This is a genomic window from Candidatus Phycorickettsia trachydisci (assembly GCF_003015145.1).
GTDB classification, from domain to species: domain Bacteria; phylum Pseudomonadota; class Alphaproteobacteria; order Rickettsiales; family Rickettsiaceae; genus Phycorickettsia; species Phycorickettsia trachydisci.
Map to the genome: position 1 here is coordinate 1252501 of NZ_CP027845.1, position 17551 is coordinate 1270051.

Here is a 17551-nt window from a genome sequence, read left to right on the forward strand (position 1 = left end):
TTGCTGAAAGGAAAGAAGCGGTAAATGATACAATATAAAGCATTGCACCACTGCAAAGATAACTATAGATAATTGAGATCTACGTGCATATAAATAGATAAATGTCATACCAACAAAGTACCGTATATTTTCGTCAAAGTATTGTATGGTTTTGTTTGGAGTAACTTAGGGTGCCGTGTTTAAATGGTTAAAGAAAAAGTTTGATTTAATAGAAAAACCTAGAATTAGCAAAAATATTGAATTTAAAAATATGGTATCTTATTAGTTCAAAAAGTGGATTCACAATGTTCATACCAGGGCAATTTCTATCTTTAGCCAAAAGCTTTCGTGAGAGTATGATCCGAATATCTTAGAGATTATCATCTATCTCAAAAGAACTACCTGTAATTTCTGAAACCTCATCACAAAAAATTTTATTAATATTTTCATATTCCTCCAATTTTTCGACTTTAGAAAAAAACAGATTTTCCATTATCTTTTCAGCTCCTTCAACCAAATGGATAAAACCTTTATAAACACTTTCGGCTGTACATACTATGCCTTGATAAATACTATTAGTTGTATACGTTATGCCTTTATAGTTATAGAGAGTCAAAGATTTGAACCAATGCTAATGCTTAGCTATAAGCCAAGCGTCATATTATTGAAAGATTTTTTGGTAAAAAAAATCAAAAATCATAAGACTATAAGTATTCGTTTTAGGGCTTTGGCTTCTTAAATACAATTGCATCATGTACTGGACGCAACACTTTTAGACCCACAGCTTCATCTTCGTCACCAAAAGTTTGATTTACAACTTTATCCTTAATCCATAAAGTAGATGACCCCCCTCCATCTAAATTAATAGCATCCTTACATCCTAAGCTTTGCATAAAACGATCAAGCTCTAATATACTAAGTCCTACAAATGTACCTTCTTGTTGAAATTCTGCTTTAAGGATGTTTTTTAATTCATTTAAGGTGATAGATCCCGGGTTCTTGCAACCAAACTGTTTTGAAAGTACTTCTCTCTTTTCTTGAATTAAAGATTGAATTTCTCCCATAGTGATACTCATTAAATCTCGTCCATATCTATGTTCAGCTATCACTATGATAATTTTTCCATCTCCCCTTATCCCTAAAGACGTGCGAGCATGAGCAGAAGTATAAAATGCAGTATTTCTCTGCGCAATGTTTTCTGGTATTTTACTATCTTGGACAAGAATAGGCATACCTGAAATAACGGATTCTTTCACGTAATTAATAGGGTTAGCGAATTTAATACTTAAACCTTTAGAATCAATTATAATTAAAGGCTGTGGTCTATTGATAATCTTGTAACTTTTTCCTTTGATCACCAAAGTGCCGCTCGGCTTACTAGCGTGCTGGTTAATTTCAAAAAACCCACCATTAATAGCTATCTCAGCATTAATGCGTTTAGCAATTGAGTCAATTGTTTCTCTATCATTGGATGATTCAGCTTTGACAATATCAATATCAAAATTTTTAGGATCTATTGTAACTATATGGATAGTGTGACGTCCATCTACCTTTCTTTCGTATTCATAACAAGCGCAAACTAATAATGCATGAAAAATTAATACGACTACCCAAAATGCTTTTTTCATAATTTTTTGATTTGATTATGTTTAAATCATAACGCAATTAAGTACATTTTTGTAGACTCTTATGGAACCCTTGTGAGATGAAGTTTTGTGCGAAAATTTTTTAAGTCAGTTTGTATAACTGTTAAAACTTTAGAAAATTTAGATCAAAGTTAGTTGAATAATTTAAGAACTCATTGCTTTTTTAGATACTTGGGAAGTTTTAGAAGTCATAGTAATAAAACCTCTTAAAGTCTGTACCCTAAAAAAGCAGGATGAAGAAAAATTTTGATGTCTCAAATCATTACATGAAATCAAGCAGTTACATCTAAATTGAGAAAGTACTATTTAGCCTCTAGTTTTTCAATCATAATATTTAGATCTGAAGTAACTAAATATTTCCAAATGTGTTCAGATATATTGTGATTAAAAGATTTAGCCTCTTTCAAACCTGGATACAGCTGAATCAATAAATGTTGAAATAAATGGATTGAGCTTTCCCTCGAAAACGCATCTTGTAATTTTTGATTAATTATAGGGTATTTGCCAGCTATCTTCTTAAATGTTTCTTGTTCAAAAGCTTCAATAAACCTTACTCTCTTCTGAATTTCTGAAGTAGTTTGCTCTTCGATTTGGCCTTGAAAAATATTGAGATTAAGTAAAGTATTATATATGTCCTCATAAGCTCTCAATTGCCTTATATCCCTCTGTTTTGAGGCCTCATTCGACAGGTATAACATATCATTCATGAGGACAACGTGATCTTGCTCACGTTTATCTCTATTAAATCTTCTAAGTTCTTCCTTAATTTTTAGTTCATCATCTTCGCGTGGTGATAAGTTTTTTAAAATCGTGATACTTTCATGATCGGTAAGCGTTTCGCATTTTTCATAATCAGAACCATATAGCATAATAGATAGAAGCGAAAAGCTATGTGATAGTTGAGATGAATGTTCAATTGAGTCAGATCCATTAGAATAAGTATCATTTTTTATATCTTCTTGTTCATTAGATGAATCAGCTCCTAATAAATGAGAATCTTGCATAGTTTTACCTATTTTTGTTTTATTATAACACGGTAAAACTTATGTCCGTAACAGATATTTTAAGAAGATTAGATCTTTATCTTAATAAATTTAATTTTAATTAAAGATTTTTAAGTAAGTTTGATAGAGTTATACCAATTTCTCCTGGTGAGTCACTAACTACCACACCAGCTTCTTTTAGCTTTTCAACTTTATGCTCAGGAGAACCAGAGTTACCTGATATGATTGCGCCAGCATGGCCCATGCGTTTTCCTTTTGGCGCAGTCCTGCCTGCAATAAATCCAACAGTTGGTTTTTTAATTTTACTGTTTTTAATAAGCTCTGCAGCGTTTTCTTCATCACTACCACCTATTTCACCTATCATGATGATAGATGTTGTATCTGGATCTGCTAGAAACATCTCAATAATTTCAACAAATCCTAAGCCATGTATAGGATCGCCCCCCATACCAATGCAAGTAGATTGTCCCAGTCCTACAGCGGTAGTTTGAGCTACAGCTTCGTAAGTTAATGTGCCAGATCTTGAAACAATCCCCACATTCCCCTTTTTATGTATGTAACCAGGCATAATACCTATTTTACACTCTTCTGGAGTGATAATACCCGGACAATTTGGTCCAATAAGCTTTGTTTTAGAGTTATTAATGGCTCTGCGAACTTTTAGCATATCAAGTATAGGAATACCTTCCGTGATACATACAACAAGCTTTAACTCTGCATCTATTGCTTCTAATATTGCTTCAGCTGCAAAAGGAGCGGGAACATAAATCACGCTGGCATCCGCATTTGTTGTCTTTACAGCATCATACACGGTTTCAAATACAGGCAGTCCTAAATGTGTGTGGCCACCTTTGCCAGGAGTCACCCCCCCTACCATTTTCGTACCATAATTTATTGCCTGAGTGGAGTGAAATGTTCCATTATCTCCAGTAAATCCTTGGCAAATTACTTTGGTATTTTTATCAACTAAAATAGACATAATTTATGAAATTGAACTGTTACTAAGTGATACTATTTTGCTTGCTGCTTCATTCAGATCGCTTGCTGAGTGTATATTAAGACCGGCATTATCTAATATTTTGTTACCTTGCTCAAAGTTAGTACCAGCAAGCCTTACAACAAGAGGTACATTAATTTTTAGCTCTTTTGTAGCTGCAATAATTCCTTCTGCAATTACATCACAGCGCAAAATACCACCAAAAATATTGACTAACACACCTTTCACAGCTGTATCAGATAATATGATTTTAAATGCCTCTGCAACTTTATTCTTATCAGCCCCTCCTCCAACATCTAAAAAGTTTGCGGGACTGCCTCCTTTAAGCTTAATCAAATCCATGGTTGCCATAGCAAGACCTGCACCATTAACCATACAACCGATGTTGCCATCCATTTTGACATAGCTAATTCCAAGCTGAGCTGCTTTAATTTCCAATGGATCTTCTTGAGTTGGATCTTTTAAGTCTAGTATGTCTTTATGTCTAAATAATCCGTTTTCATCAAAACCAATTTTTGCATCTAAAACTACTAACTTATCATCTGAAGTTAGAACTAAAGGATTAATCTCAATTAAAGAAGCATCTTTTTGCATGAATAATGAATATATTCCGCCAATTGTTTGCTTTACTTCACTTATCATGCTTACAGGCAACCCTAACATAAGTGTAATTTTACGATAAATAAAAGAGCTAATACCAATCAGTGGATCAATATTGACCGTGAAAATTTTCTCGGGAGATTTGCTAGCTACTTCTTCGATATCCATACCCCCTTCTTGAGAAATAATAATACTAATCAAATTTTTGCTTCGATCAATCAGCATACTGCAGTAGTACTCATGAACTATACTGCAACTACCCTCAATATAAAGCTTGCTAATCAATTTGCCTTTTGGGCCAGATTGTTTTGTAACTAAAGTTTTATTCCAAAGCTTGTTACATGCTTCTACTGCTTCTTTTTTATTTTTAGCTACAATAATTCCTCCAGCTTTGCCTCTTCCACCTGAATGTACTTGAGCCTTTACAACATACATATCTGAATCAAATGATTCAATAGTAGGTTTGATTTGATCTTGAGAAGTTATGGCTACGCCCGGTAAAATCCTTAAGCCGCTGGCTGCAAGCAGCTGTTTTGCTTGGTATTCGTGGATGTTCATAAATTTATCTTATATGGATAATACAATTATTCTAGAACTAATTATTGAGAAAGCCTAGTTGAATTGTATTTAGTGGGGAAAAAATTATCAAAACGTTGCATTATTATTGTTTATGTGATATAAATTAATTTAAAGAAATTAGATTTCTGCAAGTTATATGAATTATTTAATATTATGCTACCTAAATAATAAATATATTAAATCTATTGTTAATAAACTTATTATATGCAACAAAAGATAAAACCAGTGATAATGGCTGGCGGATGTGGCACTAGGCTTTGGCCTTTATCTATTAATAGCAAACCAAAACAATTTATTAAAGTTGATAATAATTTAAGTCCTATTCAACAGGCTATTATTCGTAATGCTTGCTTTGGACGGCCAACAATAATAGTCAATAACAAACACAAAAACCTTGCACAAAAGGAAATAGCAGAGCTTGGCATTGAGTGTGATGTAATAGTTGAGCCTTCGGGAAAAGGTACGGCGCTTTGTGCTATTATTGCAGCTATCTTTGCTAAAGAAAAGGACTTTACTACCGTTATGCTTATCCCAGCAGATCATCAAATCAAAGACAATTATGCTTATACTCAAACTGTTTTGCAAGCAACTGCGCACACTAATGATCATAACGTAGTGACTATTGGAATAAAGCCGACAAAGTTTAGCTCTAAATATGGATATATTAAAAAGGGCATAAAAATTGAAGATGGAGCATTTGAAGTAACGAAGTTTGTAGAAAAACCAGCGCTAATTTCTAGCAATTATTTTCAAAGGGGTTTTTTCTGGAATAGTGGGATTTTTTTATATCAACCATCTAAATTTTTATCTATAGTACGTACTACTCACAGTCATTTATTAGATCTTGCTGAATCAATTTGGGAAAATAAGAAGGAAGTAAAAGGCCGCAATATATACTTAGATGAAGAAAAGTATAACCAAATACAAGGGATCGGAAGTATTGACCATGAATTTATGGAGCAGATGACAAATGTCGCAATGGTTGAAGGAAGGTTTGATTGGTTTGATATTGGTGATTTAAGTACGTTTTTAGACGTTATCAGCAAAGATTTAAACAGCAACCATCTTTCTGATAATACTTTTACAAATAATGTTAAGAACTGCTGCGTAATACATGATAAAAAGGTCACGATTGTTGTAGGTATGCAGGATACGATTATTATTAGTAATAAGGAATGTTTACTAATTGCATCTAAAGAAAAAATGCAAGAACTAGAGGCTTCGATAGAAAGTTTGCGTGGTCAGTGTTAAGGCTCGATAATGTATGATTAATACTATTGATTTCTTCTAGTCTTTAATCTAAAAACTTTTTCAAAAATAACTATTTTATTAACACTATGCATAAAATTGCATTGAATAGTAAATTTCTCATTTAAGATATCTAGCTTTTTGTATATAAATATGATTTAATTATTATTAAATCAATAAGGAATTGTTATGCAAGAAATAATTAATGCCATAGAGGCTCGAAACGAAGAGTTAGCAATACGCTTGATAAGAGAAAGCGGTTTTGATTTTGGTAATCGACTTCCACCCCTAAATCCAGGCAATAATCCTGTTCCAACGCCATTACACTATGCAGCCAAACAAGGTCTTATTAACGTTATAAGGTGTTTGTTAGATCATGGGGCTGACTTTGATGCCAAGGCTACATGGTACTATCCTGACATTCCTAACGAATCCGGTAGTGACAGTGAAACACCTTCACGATGGGCAATATATTATAATCAACTAGAAGCATTAAAAGAATTGTGGAAAAATGGACTTCCTGAGTTTGTTGACACTAATAAATCAGAAAAAGCTTATCTTCTCACAAAGGCTGCTCGTAAAGGTCATCTTGAGATAGTAAAGTGGCTTATTGAAAAAGGTTTTCCTATTGATGGAGTTTATGATGATGTACCTATATCAGATGCTTTTTTATGGGATCAGTATAATGTTGTAGAATATCTCCTTAATGAAGGTGCTTCGATAGATTATGAATCAGATGAAACACCCGTCCTAGAGGCGGAGGGCTTTATGAATTTCTTAAGGGAGTTGTTGGTACACAGGGATGAATTTAAGTTTAGTAACAAATTTCTCGTTATCGCTATAGATCAATTTGGAGCTGAGGAGGAGATAAGGTTACTAGTGGAACAGGGTTATGATTTGGAAAGAGTAGATCATGAAGGTATTACTCTTATCCAAGCTGCCGTATTAAAGGAAAATATCGAGGTGATAGAAACTTTGTTAAATAGAGCAGTAGATATTAATAATGTAGATCCACATGGCTACAACGTCTTAGATTATGCCTTGTGTAGCCAAAATGAAGAAGTAATAAATTTATTTCACAGAAAGGGTTTTAATATTCTTGAGAGACAAATTCAAGGTAATAAATATGGTCTTTGGGCTGTAATGCAAGGTGATAGCGAAAATATAGTTAAGGCTATAATGCAAGGTAGAGAGCAAGCGATACACACTATGCAAGAAAAAGGTCTAGATCTTAACTGCCGAACAGGTAATTTACTTGAGACTCCTATGCATTATGCTGCACGTCAAAACCATGCAGATGTGGTACAACTCCTTATCAAATTTGGCGCAGATGTTAATATCATGGATGATGATCAGCAGACACCTTTATATATCGCAGTCACAGATAGACACCCAGATATAGTAAACTTTTTAATTGACAAGGGAAAGGCATTGACTAGTTTGCCTAAAGATTTATTAAGAGTTGCTCTTGAGGGGCAAACTGAGTTTGAAATTGCTATCAAGTTACTAAACTCTGGAATATATATAGATATATTTACCTTTTCTCACATGTATCGCGATAAACTTGTCCCGAAAATTTGTGAACAAGCTTTTAAATATGATTTAAGTGTGGCTGTAGGAGCTTTAATGAATATATCCACGGCTTGTTTCAAACTTAACATTAACGAAAAAATTAAAAAAGGTGTTAGAGAAACTTTACACAAGTATTATTTAAAGCAAGGTTATGATAAGATTATTAAGGCATTAGAGAAGATTATAAAAAACAAAAATTCTCAAGCAGAAGATAGCTTAGAAAAATATAAAGAAGCTATTAAATTATTTGTTTCTATAGTAGGATTTGAAGGGCTGGCTGATAATTTAGTAGATGAAGTTAAGACAAAATTTAAACAAGATTTAAAGGCTTCAAAAAACATAATTTGTGATATGCCTTTTCCTTACATTCAATCCAAAATATATCCTCAACAACCTCTACTTAATTTAATTTCGTCATTTATACCACCGAAAAAGCAGATAGTATTTACAGAGATATGTAAAGATGCCCCAATATTTTCCAAGCTCCAAAACTTAAACCACGAGTTTCAACCAGAGTCAAGAGTACAAAAAACAGGCGAAGATGGATGTGTGCCTGTGGTGGATGATATTTAAAACTGCGCTATGACTGATAACAAACACTTGACTGTAAGCAGCTGGTTTTGTTTATCCATGTAATTTGTTTTGTCATAGTGTGTATTATATTTTATTATTGATTTGTCTAATTATCTTATTTTTCATGCAAGAACAAATTGAATTTCACAATCTAATTGAAGCTAGAGAAAAATTATCTAAAGTTTCAAAAAGTACTAGTTTAATCAATGCGCCAGGTACGATTAGATCCTTAGGACCTATTGCAATAGATTACATTTTCAAGACCTTAAAGTCTGAGTTTCATATTGAGGCAGAGACTTTTAGAGTAGATGATGACATAGCCGGACTTTATTATGCTCTTAGCAAAGGATATAAAAATATAATATATACAGGTCCATCGAAACAAGCAAAAGATCTCTTGCGCGACACACAAACGTAAAAATTTCTTCCAGGTGCAATATTAATTATTTTTTTATACTTAAAAGTAATAGTATTAGGTATAAAAAATCAGGATAAATCTGATGCGCCCAATACTAAACCTATTTTTAATATCAAGTTTAATTTCAGGATGTAGTTTTAATTCTCAAAATGATCAAAGTAGAGAATTTATAGATTACATCAAAAACGCTAGAGCAAATCAAAAACCCCTTGACGTTGCAAGCAACTACAGTTCAGTGTTGGAGAACCTAAATATTAAGGGATATGACTTGTCTAATATTAATTTATCCAATGTACAAATAATCAATAGTAGCTTTTTACAAGTAGATTTCTCAGGTGCAAATTTCCAAAACGCCCAAATTCAAAATAGTAAACTTGAAGCAAGTAGATTTGTGCGCGTTAACTTTGAATCGGTAAATATTCAAGGCTCAAGTTTCGAAGGATCAGTATTTGATACTTCAGTTTGGAAAAATGTTACTTTGATTCACGCTGATTTAATTAGCATAGCTTTTAAAGTTTCTACTATAGAAGATTGCAGTTTCAAGGATTCTTATTTAGATAAAGCGGTCTTTACTCAAAGCCTAATTAAAAATTCAAAGTTCAAGAATAATAGTATGCAAACTTTAGCTGTGGATAATACTCAAATAGCTAATAATGTGTTTTTAGGTGTTAATTTAAGCAAAAGCACTTGGAACAAGGTCAAATTAGATAAGGCGATTGGCAGCGATAACGATTTAAGTAGCTCAAAATTTACAGATACTACATTAAATCATTTCAAGCTTCCTAAAAGTAACTTTAATAACTCAACTTTCAAAGGTGGGAGCATAATTGATTCAAATTTTTCTAATTCTTTTTTCGTTAGAAGCAGTTTTGATAAGACGCAAATTCAGGGTTGTAATTTTAAGAATTCTTACTTTAATTATGCAGCGGTCAATTTTATCGATAGCTCAGGTATGAGTGTAATATACGATAAGGCAAACGCATATAGCGATCCCTTAGAAGCGAATCTAAAGTAGGTGATCAGAATGTGTGATGTGCTTAAGTGGATAAGAAATGAAAGAAGTTTTGGTGATGCGGATAAGTGGCGGATGGAGTGGGATTCGAACCCACGGTACACTCGCATGCACGCCGGTTTTCAAGACCGGTTCCTTAAACCGCTCGGACATCCATCCACGTACTTTTATATAAGAAAATTTAACGTTTTTCAAGGGCTATTTTATGCTAGAGGATAAAGATCGTATTTTTACTAACCTTAACGGAAGTAATGGTCCATCACTTAAGGCGAGTATGGCAAGAGGAGACTGGGTCGGTACAAAAGAGTTATTACAGAAAGGTGCAAGTTGGATAATCAGTGAAATTAAAGCATCAAATTTGCGAGGACGAGGTGGTGCTGGTTTTGCTACTGGTATGAAATGGTCATTCATACCTCCTAAAAAAGATAAACCTCATTACTTAGTAGTCAATGCTGATGAATCAGAGCCTGGTACGTGTAAGGATCGCAGCATATTAAGGAATGAGCCTCATAAACTTGTGGAAGGAGCTTTGATCGCAAGTTTTGCTATTAACGCAAACGTTTGCTATATATATGTGCGAGGTGAATATTTCTATGAGTCAGGAATTTTGCAAAAAGCTATAGATGAGGCATATGCAAATAATTTAATCGGTAAGAACCTACTTGGCATTGGTTATGATTTAGATATTTTTATTCACAACGGAGCAGGGGCGTATATTTGTGGTGAAGAAACGGCCCTACTTGAAAGCTTAGAGGGAAATAAGGGGATGCCGCGACTTAAACCTCCTTTTCCTGCTGGGGTGGGTCTTTATGGTTGCCCTACGGTTATTAATAATGTTGAGTCTATTTCGGTTGTGCCAAGTATACTACGGCGGGGAGCTGCATGGTTTTCTGCTTTAGGTGTTCCAAACAGCAATGGTACAAAGATATTTTCTATTTCAGGTCACGTAAATAAACCTTGTAATGTTGAAGAAGTATTGGGCATTCCTTTAAAGGAACTTATTGAAAAACATGCCGGTGGTGTGCGAGGTGGATGGGATAACTTAAAGGCTATAATTCCAGGAGGCTCATCATGTCCTCTTATTACTAAAGAGATCGCAGAAAAAGTAACGATGGATTTTGGAGAGTCTTTACATAGAGATAGATAAGTAATAATATAACCATTAGATAACTCAAATGGTATAGTAACATGCAATGCAAAAACTGTTCAGAAAACAAGATTGTCAAGAATGGTAATGTACGTGGTAAGCAAAGATTTAAATGCAAAATTTGTGGCTATAATTTCGTTGAAGGAGATGGAAGAATAAGATATGCAACATCCATCAAAAGAGCTTTTGCAGTAATACTTTATGCCCTAGGTAAAGCATCATATGGTTTTATTGCTAAACTTTTTGGAGTAACCTCACCAGCTGTTTTGAGATGGATAAAAAAAGAAGCAACTACAATCCAAGAGCCTCGAATTAATTCCACAATAAGAAACATAGAATTTGACGAAATGTGGCACTTTATCCAGTCAAAAAAACAAGAAATGGATCATCAAAGCAGTGGATCGTGATAGAAGGAGAACCATTGGATGGGTTATCGGCAATCGTGATGTTAAAACCTTCCGAAGATTGTATGATCAAGTCAAGCATCTAAAGACTTGCATTTTTTATACAGATGATTGGAGTGCTTTCAAACAAGTTTTACCTCCAAAACGTCATGTTGTAGGCAAAGAGCACACCTTGACTATAGAGAGAGACAATAGCAATACTCGCCATCATTTAGGGCGTATGACCAGAAAGACCAAAGTGGTCTCTAAGTCCTTAGAAATGGTAGATATAACCTTAAAAATGTGGTGTGCTTTGACAGATCAGAATATCTTCAAAGTTTTTCAGAGTAGAGCTTTATCTATCTTTATGTAAATACTCTCTTTGTTGTATGTGTTGCATGATGAGTTTTTCCATTGGTTGTATTATATCTTTTAGAGGCTTTAGTTTTAGCAATATTTCTCTGGATTGTACCAATGTTTTAAGATTTTCGAGTCGTTGATTTTCAAACTCTTCTATTATTTGTTTTGTAATTACATCCTGAAAGAGTTTCCTTATTGAATCATATTCTAAAATTGTCGGCAATTTTGAATAAATTTCATATAAATCTATATCTAATTTAGCGCCTGCCCGTTTCAATTTGTTGACTCGTTCTTTATCATACTCAAGAATAGCAGTCATTAAATGGATTGAGCTTGTTTGTAAATTGAGATCTTTTCCTTGTGAGATCAGTTTTGCTCCTATCTCAATGTAAAGTGATACTGGGAGCGATTCTTTGAAGTTGGGGAAGAATTCTTTGTATTCAAGTTTTGAAATTACTAAATTTGCTAATTCTATATATTTTCGTGCTTGATCTAATGTATAACCAGAGGAATACAATGTTAAAACTGCTTTTTCTCTATAGTTTTCCAATTGCAAATGTCCATTTCTACCGCCATATTTATAATTGATTTCAAGGAAAAAAAATTCTTTGAATATCTTTGTTAAAATGTACGTTATTGTATCTAGTTGCCCTTTGCGGTTTATAAGTTTTGTAAGGTCTATAACTTCTTTAATTTCAGCTTGATCATTGATAAAAGCATATTGTATCCTTGAAATTTGCATAATTATGTACCTCCTAAATTGTGTTTTGTATACTTATAATATTATATAGTAAGTTACTAGTCTGCGTAGCAATATATAAAGCAGTTTTGCCACTTGTTGTAGTAGCATCAATTTTTATTCCATTATCTATGGCGGTGGCGGCTTGATTTCATAATTAGGCTGTCTTGCTTCAACTAAATGACTAGCAACTTTAGCCTTCATTGATATAATCGGATAATTGCAATAAAGGATTCTTGCAAGTATCACCTAAAACCCCCTGATCCTTAATGTCCAAAAAGTAGACCAAATGTCCTTGAAGCCCACTAAATGAACCCGTCTCATAGTCTGGTGCATTGTGACTGTCTGCGTTACGTATCAAGTAAGAATATGATGCACATTTTGCTATTTGCTTTACTTCATTAGCATAAGATTTAAATTTCTTGAAAATATAACTTACATCATCTAAGTTATACTCTGTGTCACTTCCATCATCTAATAATTTACCTAATTCATCGTATAATTTATCTAATTTTTTGAAAGATAAATTGCTATGGAAAGCTTTTACAGGATTGGTTTCTAATTTAGCCTTTTTCTGTAAAAGTCTTTATTATTCTTCCTATTTCTAATTTATCCACATAATTCTTCAATCCTCTTAACATTGAGTTATACTCTCTCATTAACTCTTGGACATAGCTTCCTTCTTGGTCATCACTTTCCTCACTTACTTCTATTAACCCTTGCCCACAAGATTTTAAGAGATTTAATATACCCAACGCTTGTTCTTCTGGTGTATTTAAAGGTTCATTTATATTATCGCTTTCATGGTGACGGTTTTCCATGTGTATATTAAGCAGGTGCTATAAATTTTCAGAAACATTATCAGAAACATAAAATATATTATCACACGGTGACGTACCCTTGTTAATTAAAAATATTACCATATGGTCTTCTGAAGGAGAATGATCCCCCTCATCTATAGCGTGCATAATTGCATCTAGTAAGTCATCACCATCAAAAGGATAATCGTATATTTTTCTATTATATTAACTTTAAGAAACCCCATTGCGGATTGAGCAACTTTGTTGCATCATATGATACTAAATTATCTTTTGTTTCATCTTTTATCACATTACCCTCAGCATCATAAACTTTTTCTCTTAAGGCGTATCCCATATCAAAAAAAGTTTCTTCTTTTAATCTGCCCATATCGTCAAAAATCTTCGAACAACCGTCTAAAACATCTTTAAAATAGTACCTTTCTTCTACAAGGTAGTCATCTTGGTTAAATTTCCTAGAATAACCATGATCAAGTCCTTTAGACATCTGCCTTTCCCACTTAATTTTACCGTTTGGATAGAAAATTTGCCAAAGGCCATCATGCTTGCCATTTAATTTTTCAAAACGTCCTCTAGACCCGTCATCATATTCTTTAGTTTCTATATATTTCTTCATATTGATAAACAGATTTATTATAATGTTTAAATTTTATAGTCTTTTTATGGCAAATTGCTAGCTAATTTGCTATAAAAATAATCAATAGGAGCATAAAAAATTAAGTTGATTTAAAAACTATATCTCGAAATAAATTATCAGCCTGTTCTATAAATTCAGTATTTTCCAATATTTCTTTACTATACCCTGCTTTATTTTCCAAGATATGAGAAATATAACTATCTAATATAAAATTGCGTTTAATTAAGTCTTTTTCATTAGCAATCAATTTTTTATTGATTAAATCTTTAATCTCTTCAAGTAGTTTATGATCAGCATTAACACCATTACACAAAGCTTGCATGTGCATCGGAGGAGTTTGCTGATGAATCAACATCCATTGCAAAACTAAAATAGGTCTCAAAGCATAACAATAAAGTTTTAATCTTACTTGTTCAGGACTTTCTTGGATTTGCTGCCATGAATTCTTAGCAACATTATGATAGTGATAGCAAAACGTGTGTAAATTTGCTATTTTTTGTGCAAAAGTTTTTATTTTTGTGATTATGTTAAAATCAGACATGTAACATACTGGTGATACCAACCATTCAATCAATACTGGGTTTGATTTTAGGGCAAGTTGTAAAGCTTTACGAATATCCCATCCATTCAAATCGAAAGGCACACCAAGTACTTCATCATACAACACGGGTACTTCAATTACATCTCGATAATTTTTAACAGAAAGGTATGTATTTTTTTTACGCACATAGATAAACCGCACATCATAATCGCTATCTTTAGATGGGAATCCCCAAGCACGACTTCCAGACTCTACCGCAAGCAAAATTTGCACATCTTGTTCTTTTGCTACTTGTTGTAGTTTATTTTGAATATGTAGTTTAGCTTCGTGACTAATTAAAGGTGTAATAATCATATTATAATCTTTTTTTAACCTTAGTGCCGTACACATGCTCAATGAAATTGTCGATTATTATAGGGTCAAAATTATTAGGTAGAGTCGAATCTATCATTGCAGCCTCGATATCTATAAGTGGGCGTTCTATCTCTTCGCTGATTTGTTTAAATGGTAAACAGCCTTGTTTAATCTTAAGCAAATGTTTCGCTTCTGGTCTTGGAAATGTTATGTGATTGGTAGTAAGTAGCTCAATTGCCTGATGTCCTAAACGCACTACATGAGATAGAACTTTCCAATCGATATCTTGATTTGTTTCTGCCTTCATAATTATTTTATTGTATTCGTCCACAAGATGCTGAGCAATAATACGAGCGGACTTAATACTTGAATTTAAAAAAATTTTTTTGCCGCAGATATCGAAGTAATAGCCAACCTTTCGACTTACTTCCGGATCTTTAATCACAGATAAGAATCTGTTAACGTTAGATAAATTATTCAGTTTCTCCTCAATGACTTTAAGCTTTGTTTTTACACCATATCTATTTTCTGCCTCAATCAAAAATTCTAATGCTATACGTGATGCAGCTATACGAGATTCATTAAGACCGTATTTATTAGCTTGATGCTTACAATAACTCACAAAAGCACCTCCTTTTTTTGTTAGCAATTGTGGAGCAAGTTTTTTAATCTGAAACCATTCATTTTTTGGAGGAAAAAGCATAGCAAAATCTGGTGCAAAGAGCATTTCTAAAGCTACCGGATGACCTTTAGACAGTAAATTTAAAAATTTTTGGAGATTGTAAAGTTCATAATCAATATCTTTAGAATTATTCTTCTCTCCTTGACCTTTAGGCCTATTATAACAGACAACCGGGGGAACCCTTTGCAAAAGTATATCGCGTACCTCAGGAATATAGACCCCTTTAATATCAAGATCAGAATCTGCTGTATCTAGGCCATATAAGTGAGATCCGTACTTAATTTGCACAATAATTTCCATTCTATTTGTTTTTCCTTTCTAATTAGTATGACCCATAACTGTGATGACAAAATTTTTGAGCTTATAGGTATTGGTAGGTCTATTACATACTTCTAGAGCTTCTTGTTTTTGCTCTAAATTACTAAGAACAACAGCCTTATTGTAGTAAGGCATGGAATTTTTTAGCTTTAAAGTTATAGCCTTATCACAATAACTCAAAACCCGTTCATGTTTCTCTAACTCACCGAAGATAATCGCTTTAGCATAATAAAAGTTAGCATCATTTGGATATAGATCTATTGCCGTATCATAATTCTTAATTGCTTCTTCATGCCTGCCTTGACCCATTAGACTAAGACCTTTTTGGACATAATCTAGCGCCTTGTTCCTATTGTGATGAGATGCGACAGGAGCGCTGGATGCAAAAAATAAACTTTGGAGGATTAATAGGATTTTTTTAAACATACATCAGATATAATTATTAGTTTTAAGATTTTAATTTTTTTAGAATTAGGATTTTTAATTCATATGCGTTAAGGGATTTAGGGTTAATATCTATCAATTGCTCACAAACTTTTAACGCTTCTTGATATCTTTTGAGATTATAAAGACAACTACTTTTATAATAATATGCCAGAGGATTTTGAGGAGATAAAAATATCGCCTTATCGTATGCCCTTATGGCCTCTTGGTACTTACCTAAATCAAATAAAGACATACCTTTATTAAAATAAGCCCCATCATCCGAAGGATTTAATTCTATAGATTTATTATATGAATCAACTGATGCTTGATACTTGCCTAATTTAGACAAAGCTGAAGCTTTATTATAATAAGCCTCAGAATGCATTGGATCAAGCTCAATAACACGGTCGCATAATTCTATGGTATCTTGGTATTTACCTAGTCTAAATAATGCAAACCCTTTCTTAAAATAAGCATCTATATTCTTAGGATCAAATTTTATAGCCTTATCAAAAGAATCTATTGCCTCCTCAAACTTACCCAATAAAGATAAAGCTAAACCTTTACTACGGTAAGCATCTGAGCTGTAAGGATTTAGTTCTATTTCTTTATCAAACATTTGCAGAGCCTTATCATATTTGCCAGAATCGTAAAAAATACGCCCCTTTTCATGATAAGCAGATGAATAGAGTATTTACATAAAGATAGATAAAGCTCTACTCTGAAAAACTTTGAAGATATTCTGATCTGTCAAAGCACACCACATTTTTAAGGTTATATCTACCATTTCTAAGGACTTAGAGACCACTTTGGTCTTTCTGGTCATACGCCCTAAATGATGGCGAGTATTGCTATTGTCTCTCTCTATAGTCAAGGTGTGCTCTTTGCCTACAACATGACGTTTTGGAGGTAAAACTTGTTTGAAAGCACTCCAATCATCTGTATAAAAAATGCAAGTCTTTAGATGCTTGACTTGATCATACAATCTTCGGAAGGTTTTAACATCACGATTGCCGATAACCCATCCAATGGTTCTCCTTCTATCACGATCCACTGCTTTGATGATCCATTTCTTGTTTTTTTGACTGGATAAAGTGCCACATTTCGTCAAATTCTATGTTTCTTATTGTGGAATTAATTCGAGGCTCTTGGATTGTAGTTGCTTCTTTTTTTATCCATCTCAAAACAGCTGGTGAGGTTACTCCAAAAAGTTTAGCAATAAAACCATATGATGCTTTACCTAGGGCATAAAGTATTACTGCAAAAGCTCTTTTGATGGATGTTGCATATCTTATTCTTCCATCTCCTTCAACGAAATTATAGCCACAAATTTTGCATTTAAATCTTTGCTTACCACGTACATTACCATTCTTGACAATCTTGTTTTCTGAACAGTTTTTGCATTGCATGTTACTATACCATTTGAGTTATCTAATGGTTATATTATTACTTATCTATCTCTATGTAAAGACTCTCATTCTTCCAATGATCGCATACATCTTTTATGATAAAGCTGTT

The 17551-nt window shown here is 33.2% G+C and carries 20 protein-coding genes, 1 tRNA gene and 1 pseudogene; 7 read left to right on the forward strand and 15 right to left on the reverse strand.

Translation table 11 applies throughout. The annotated features are described in order from the left end of the window. Positions 1-349: 349 nt before the first annotated feature. The 5 genes from phytr_RS06430 to sucC all read right to left on the reverse strand — a co-directional run bounded on the left by phytr_RS06430 (position 350) and on the right by sucC (position 4784). The gene (locus phytr_RS06430; protein WP_158706885.1) at positions 350-595 is read right to left on the reverse strand and encodes a hypothetical protein; all 246 of its coding nucleotides are present in this window, start codon (positions 593-595) and stop codon (positions 350-352) included. A gap of 103 nt (positions 596-698) precedes the next feature. Further along, the gene (locus phytr_RS06435) at positions 699-1607 is read right to left on the reverse strand and encodes a phosphodiester glycosidase family protein (protein ID WP_158706886.1); all 909 of its coding nucleotides are present in this window, start codon (positions 1605-1607) and stop codon (positions 699-701) included. A gap of 320 nt (positions 1608-1927) precedes the next feature. Beyond that, positions 1928-2629 carry a hypothetical protein gene (locus phytr_RS05400; RefSeq protein WP_106874846.1) on the reverse strand — a complete coding sequence of 234 codons (702 nt, stop codon included), beginning with the start codon at positions 2627-2629 and terminating at the stop codon, positions 1928-1930. Positions 2630-2729: 100 nt separating this feature from the next. Next, on the reverse strand, positions 2730-3608 hold the full coding sequence (gene sucD / locus phytr_RS05405) for a succinate--CoA ligase subunit alpha (protein WP_106874847.1): 879 nt from the start codon (positions 3606-3608) through the stop codon (positions 2730-2732). Between the two features lie 3 nt (positions 3609-3611). Further along, positions 3612-4784 (reverse strand): ADP-forming succinate--CoA ligase subunit beta, encoded by a 1173-nt coding sequence (gene sucC, locus phytr_RS05410; RefSeq protein WP_106874848.1) that lies wholly within the window; start codon positions 4782-4784, stop codon positions 3612-3614. A 225-nt stretch (positions 4785-5009) separates the two neighbouring features. Here sucC and phytr_RS05415 point away from each other — a divergent pair, with 225 nt between their 5' ends. The 4 genes from phytr_RS05415 to phytr_RS05430 all read left to right on the forward strand — a co-directional run bounded on the left by phytr_RS05415 (position 5010) and on the right by phytr_RS05430 (position 9631). Further along, positions 5010-6056 (forward strand): mannose-1-phosphate guanylyltransferase, encoded by a 1047-nt coding sequence (locus phytr_RS05415; protein WP_106874849.1) that lies wholly within the window; start codon positions 5010-5012, stop codon positions 6054-6056. 186 nt (positions 6057-6242) lie between these two features. Beyond that, positions 6243-8198, forward strand: coding sequence for an ankyrin repeat domain-containing protein (locus phytr_RS05420; protein ID WP_106874850.1), 1956 nt, complete (start codon positions 6243-6245; stop codon positions 8196-8198). Positions 8199-8322: 124 nt separating this feature from the next. Further along, positions 8323-8616, forward strand: a complete 294-nt coding sequence (locus tag phytr_RS05425; RefSeq protein WP_106874851.1) for a hypothetical protein — start codon at positions 8323-8325, stop codon at positions 8614-8616. Positions 8617-8698: 82 nt separating this feature from the next. Beyond that, entirely contained in the window at positions 8699-9631 is a 933-nt protein-coding gene (locus phytr_RS05430) for a pentapeptide repeat-containing protein (RefSeq protein WP_106874852.1), read from the forward strand. Between the two features lie 66 nt (positions 9632-9697). Here phytr_RS05430 and phytr_RS05435 read toward each other — a convergent pair. Further along, a tRNA-Ser gene (locus tag phytr_RS05435) sits at positions 9698-9787 on the reverse strand. 46 nt (positions 9788-9833) lie between these two features. Between phytr_RS05435 and nuoF the strand changes: the two are divergent. From nuoF to phytr_RS05450, 3 genes and pseudogenes are all read left to right on the forward strand, one after another. Then, positions 9834-10748: pseudogene (nuoF, locus tag phytr_RS05440) on the forward strand (NADH-quinone oxidoreductase subunit NuoF); the annotation flags it as partial. Between the two features lie 68 nt (positions 10749-10816). After that, the gene (locus phytr_RS05445) at positions 10817-11182 is read left to right on the forward strand and encodes an IS1/IS1595 family N-terminal zinc-binding domain-containing protein (RefSeq protein ID WP_106874854.1); all 366 of its coding nucleotides are present in this window, start codon (positions 10817-10819) and stop codon (positions 11180-11182) included. Next, positions 11172-11531 (forward strand): IS1 family transposase, encoded by a 360-nt coding sequence (locus phytr_RS05450; protein ID WP_158706887.1) that lies wholly within the window; start codon positions 11172-11174, stop codon positions 11529-11531. Before phytr_RS05445 ends, phytr_RS05450 begins: the two co-directional genes overlap by 11 nt. Here the strand turns inward: phytr_RS05450 and phytr_RS05455 are convergent. From phytr_RS05455 to phytr_RS05495, 9 genes are all read right to left on the reverse strand, one after another. After that, positions 11514-12260 (reverse strand): hypothetical protein, encoded by a 747-nt coding sequence (locus phytr_RS05455; protein WP_106874856.1) that lies wholly within the window; start codon positions 12258-12260, stop codon positions 11514-11516. The genes phytr_RS05450 and phytr_RS05455 overlap by 18 nt on opposite strands. 560 nt (positions 12261-12820) lie before the next feature. Beyond that, positions 12821-13078 (reverse strand): hypothetical protein, encoded by a 258-nt coding sequence (locus phytr_RS05460; protein WP_106874857.1) that lies wholly within the window; start codon positions 13076-13078, stop codon positions 12821-12823. Positions 13079-13277: 199 nt separating this feature from the next. Beyond that, positions 13278-13691, reverse strand: a complete 414-nt coding sequence (locus phytr_RS05465; RefSeq protein WP_106874858.1) for a toxin-antitoxin system YwqK family antitoxin — start codon at positions 13689-13691, stop codon at positions 13278-13280. A gap of 100 nt (positions 13692-13791) precedes the next feature. Then, entirely contained in the window at positions 13792-14607 is an 816-nt protein-coding gene (locus phytr_RS05470) for a nucleotidyltransferase domain-containing protein (protein ID WP_158706888.1), read from the reverse strand. A 1-nt stretch (position 14608) separates the two neighbouring features. Then, positions 14609-15589: a DNA polymerase beta superfamily protein gene (locus phytr_RS05475; RefSeq protein ID WP_106874860.1), complete on the reverse strand. Its 981-nt coding sequence runs from the start codon at positions 15587-15589 to the stop codon at positions 14609-14611. Positions 15590-15607: 18 nt separating this feature from the next. Beyond that, entirely contained in the window at positions 15608-16033 is a 426-nt protein-coding gene (locus tag phytr_RS05480; RefSeq protein ID WP_106874861.1) for a tetratricopeptide repeat protein, read from the reverse strand. A gap of 22 nt (positions 16034-16055) precedes the next feature. Next, the gene (locus phytr_RS05485) at positions 16056-16727 is read right to left on the reverse strand and encodes a tetratricopeptide repeat protein (protein WP_106874862.1); all 672 of its coding nucleotides are present in this window, start codon (positions 16725-16727) and stop codon (positions 16056-16058) included. Continuing rightward, the gene (locus phytr_RS05490) at positions 16728-17087 is read right to left on the reverse strand and encodes an IS1 family transposase (protein ID WP_158706887.1); all 360 of its coding nucleotides are present in this window, start codon (positions 17085-17087) and stop codon (positions 16728-16730) included. Further along, complete coding sequence (locus phytr_RS05495) at positions 17077-17442, reverse strand: IS1/IS1595 family N-terminal zinc-binding domain-containing protein (protein ID WP_106874854.1); 366 nt, start codon at positions 17440-17442, stop codon at positions 17077-17079. Before phytr_RS05495 ends, phytr_RS05490 begins: the two co-directional genes overlap by 11 nt. Between the last annotated feature and the right edge of the window lie 109 nt (positions 17443-17551).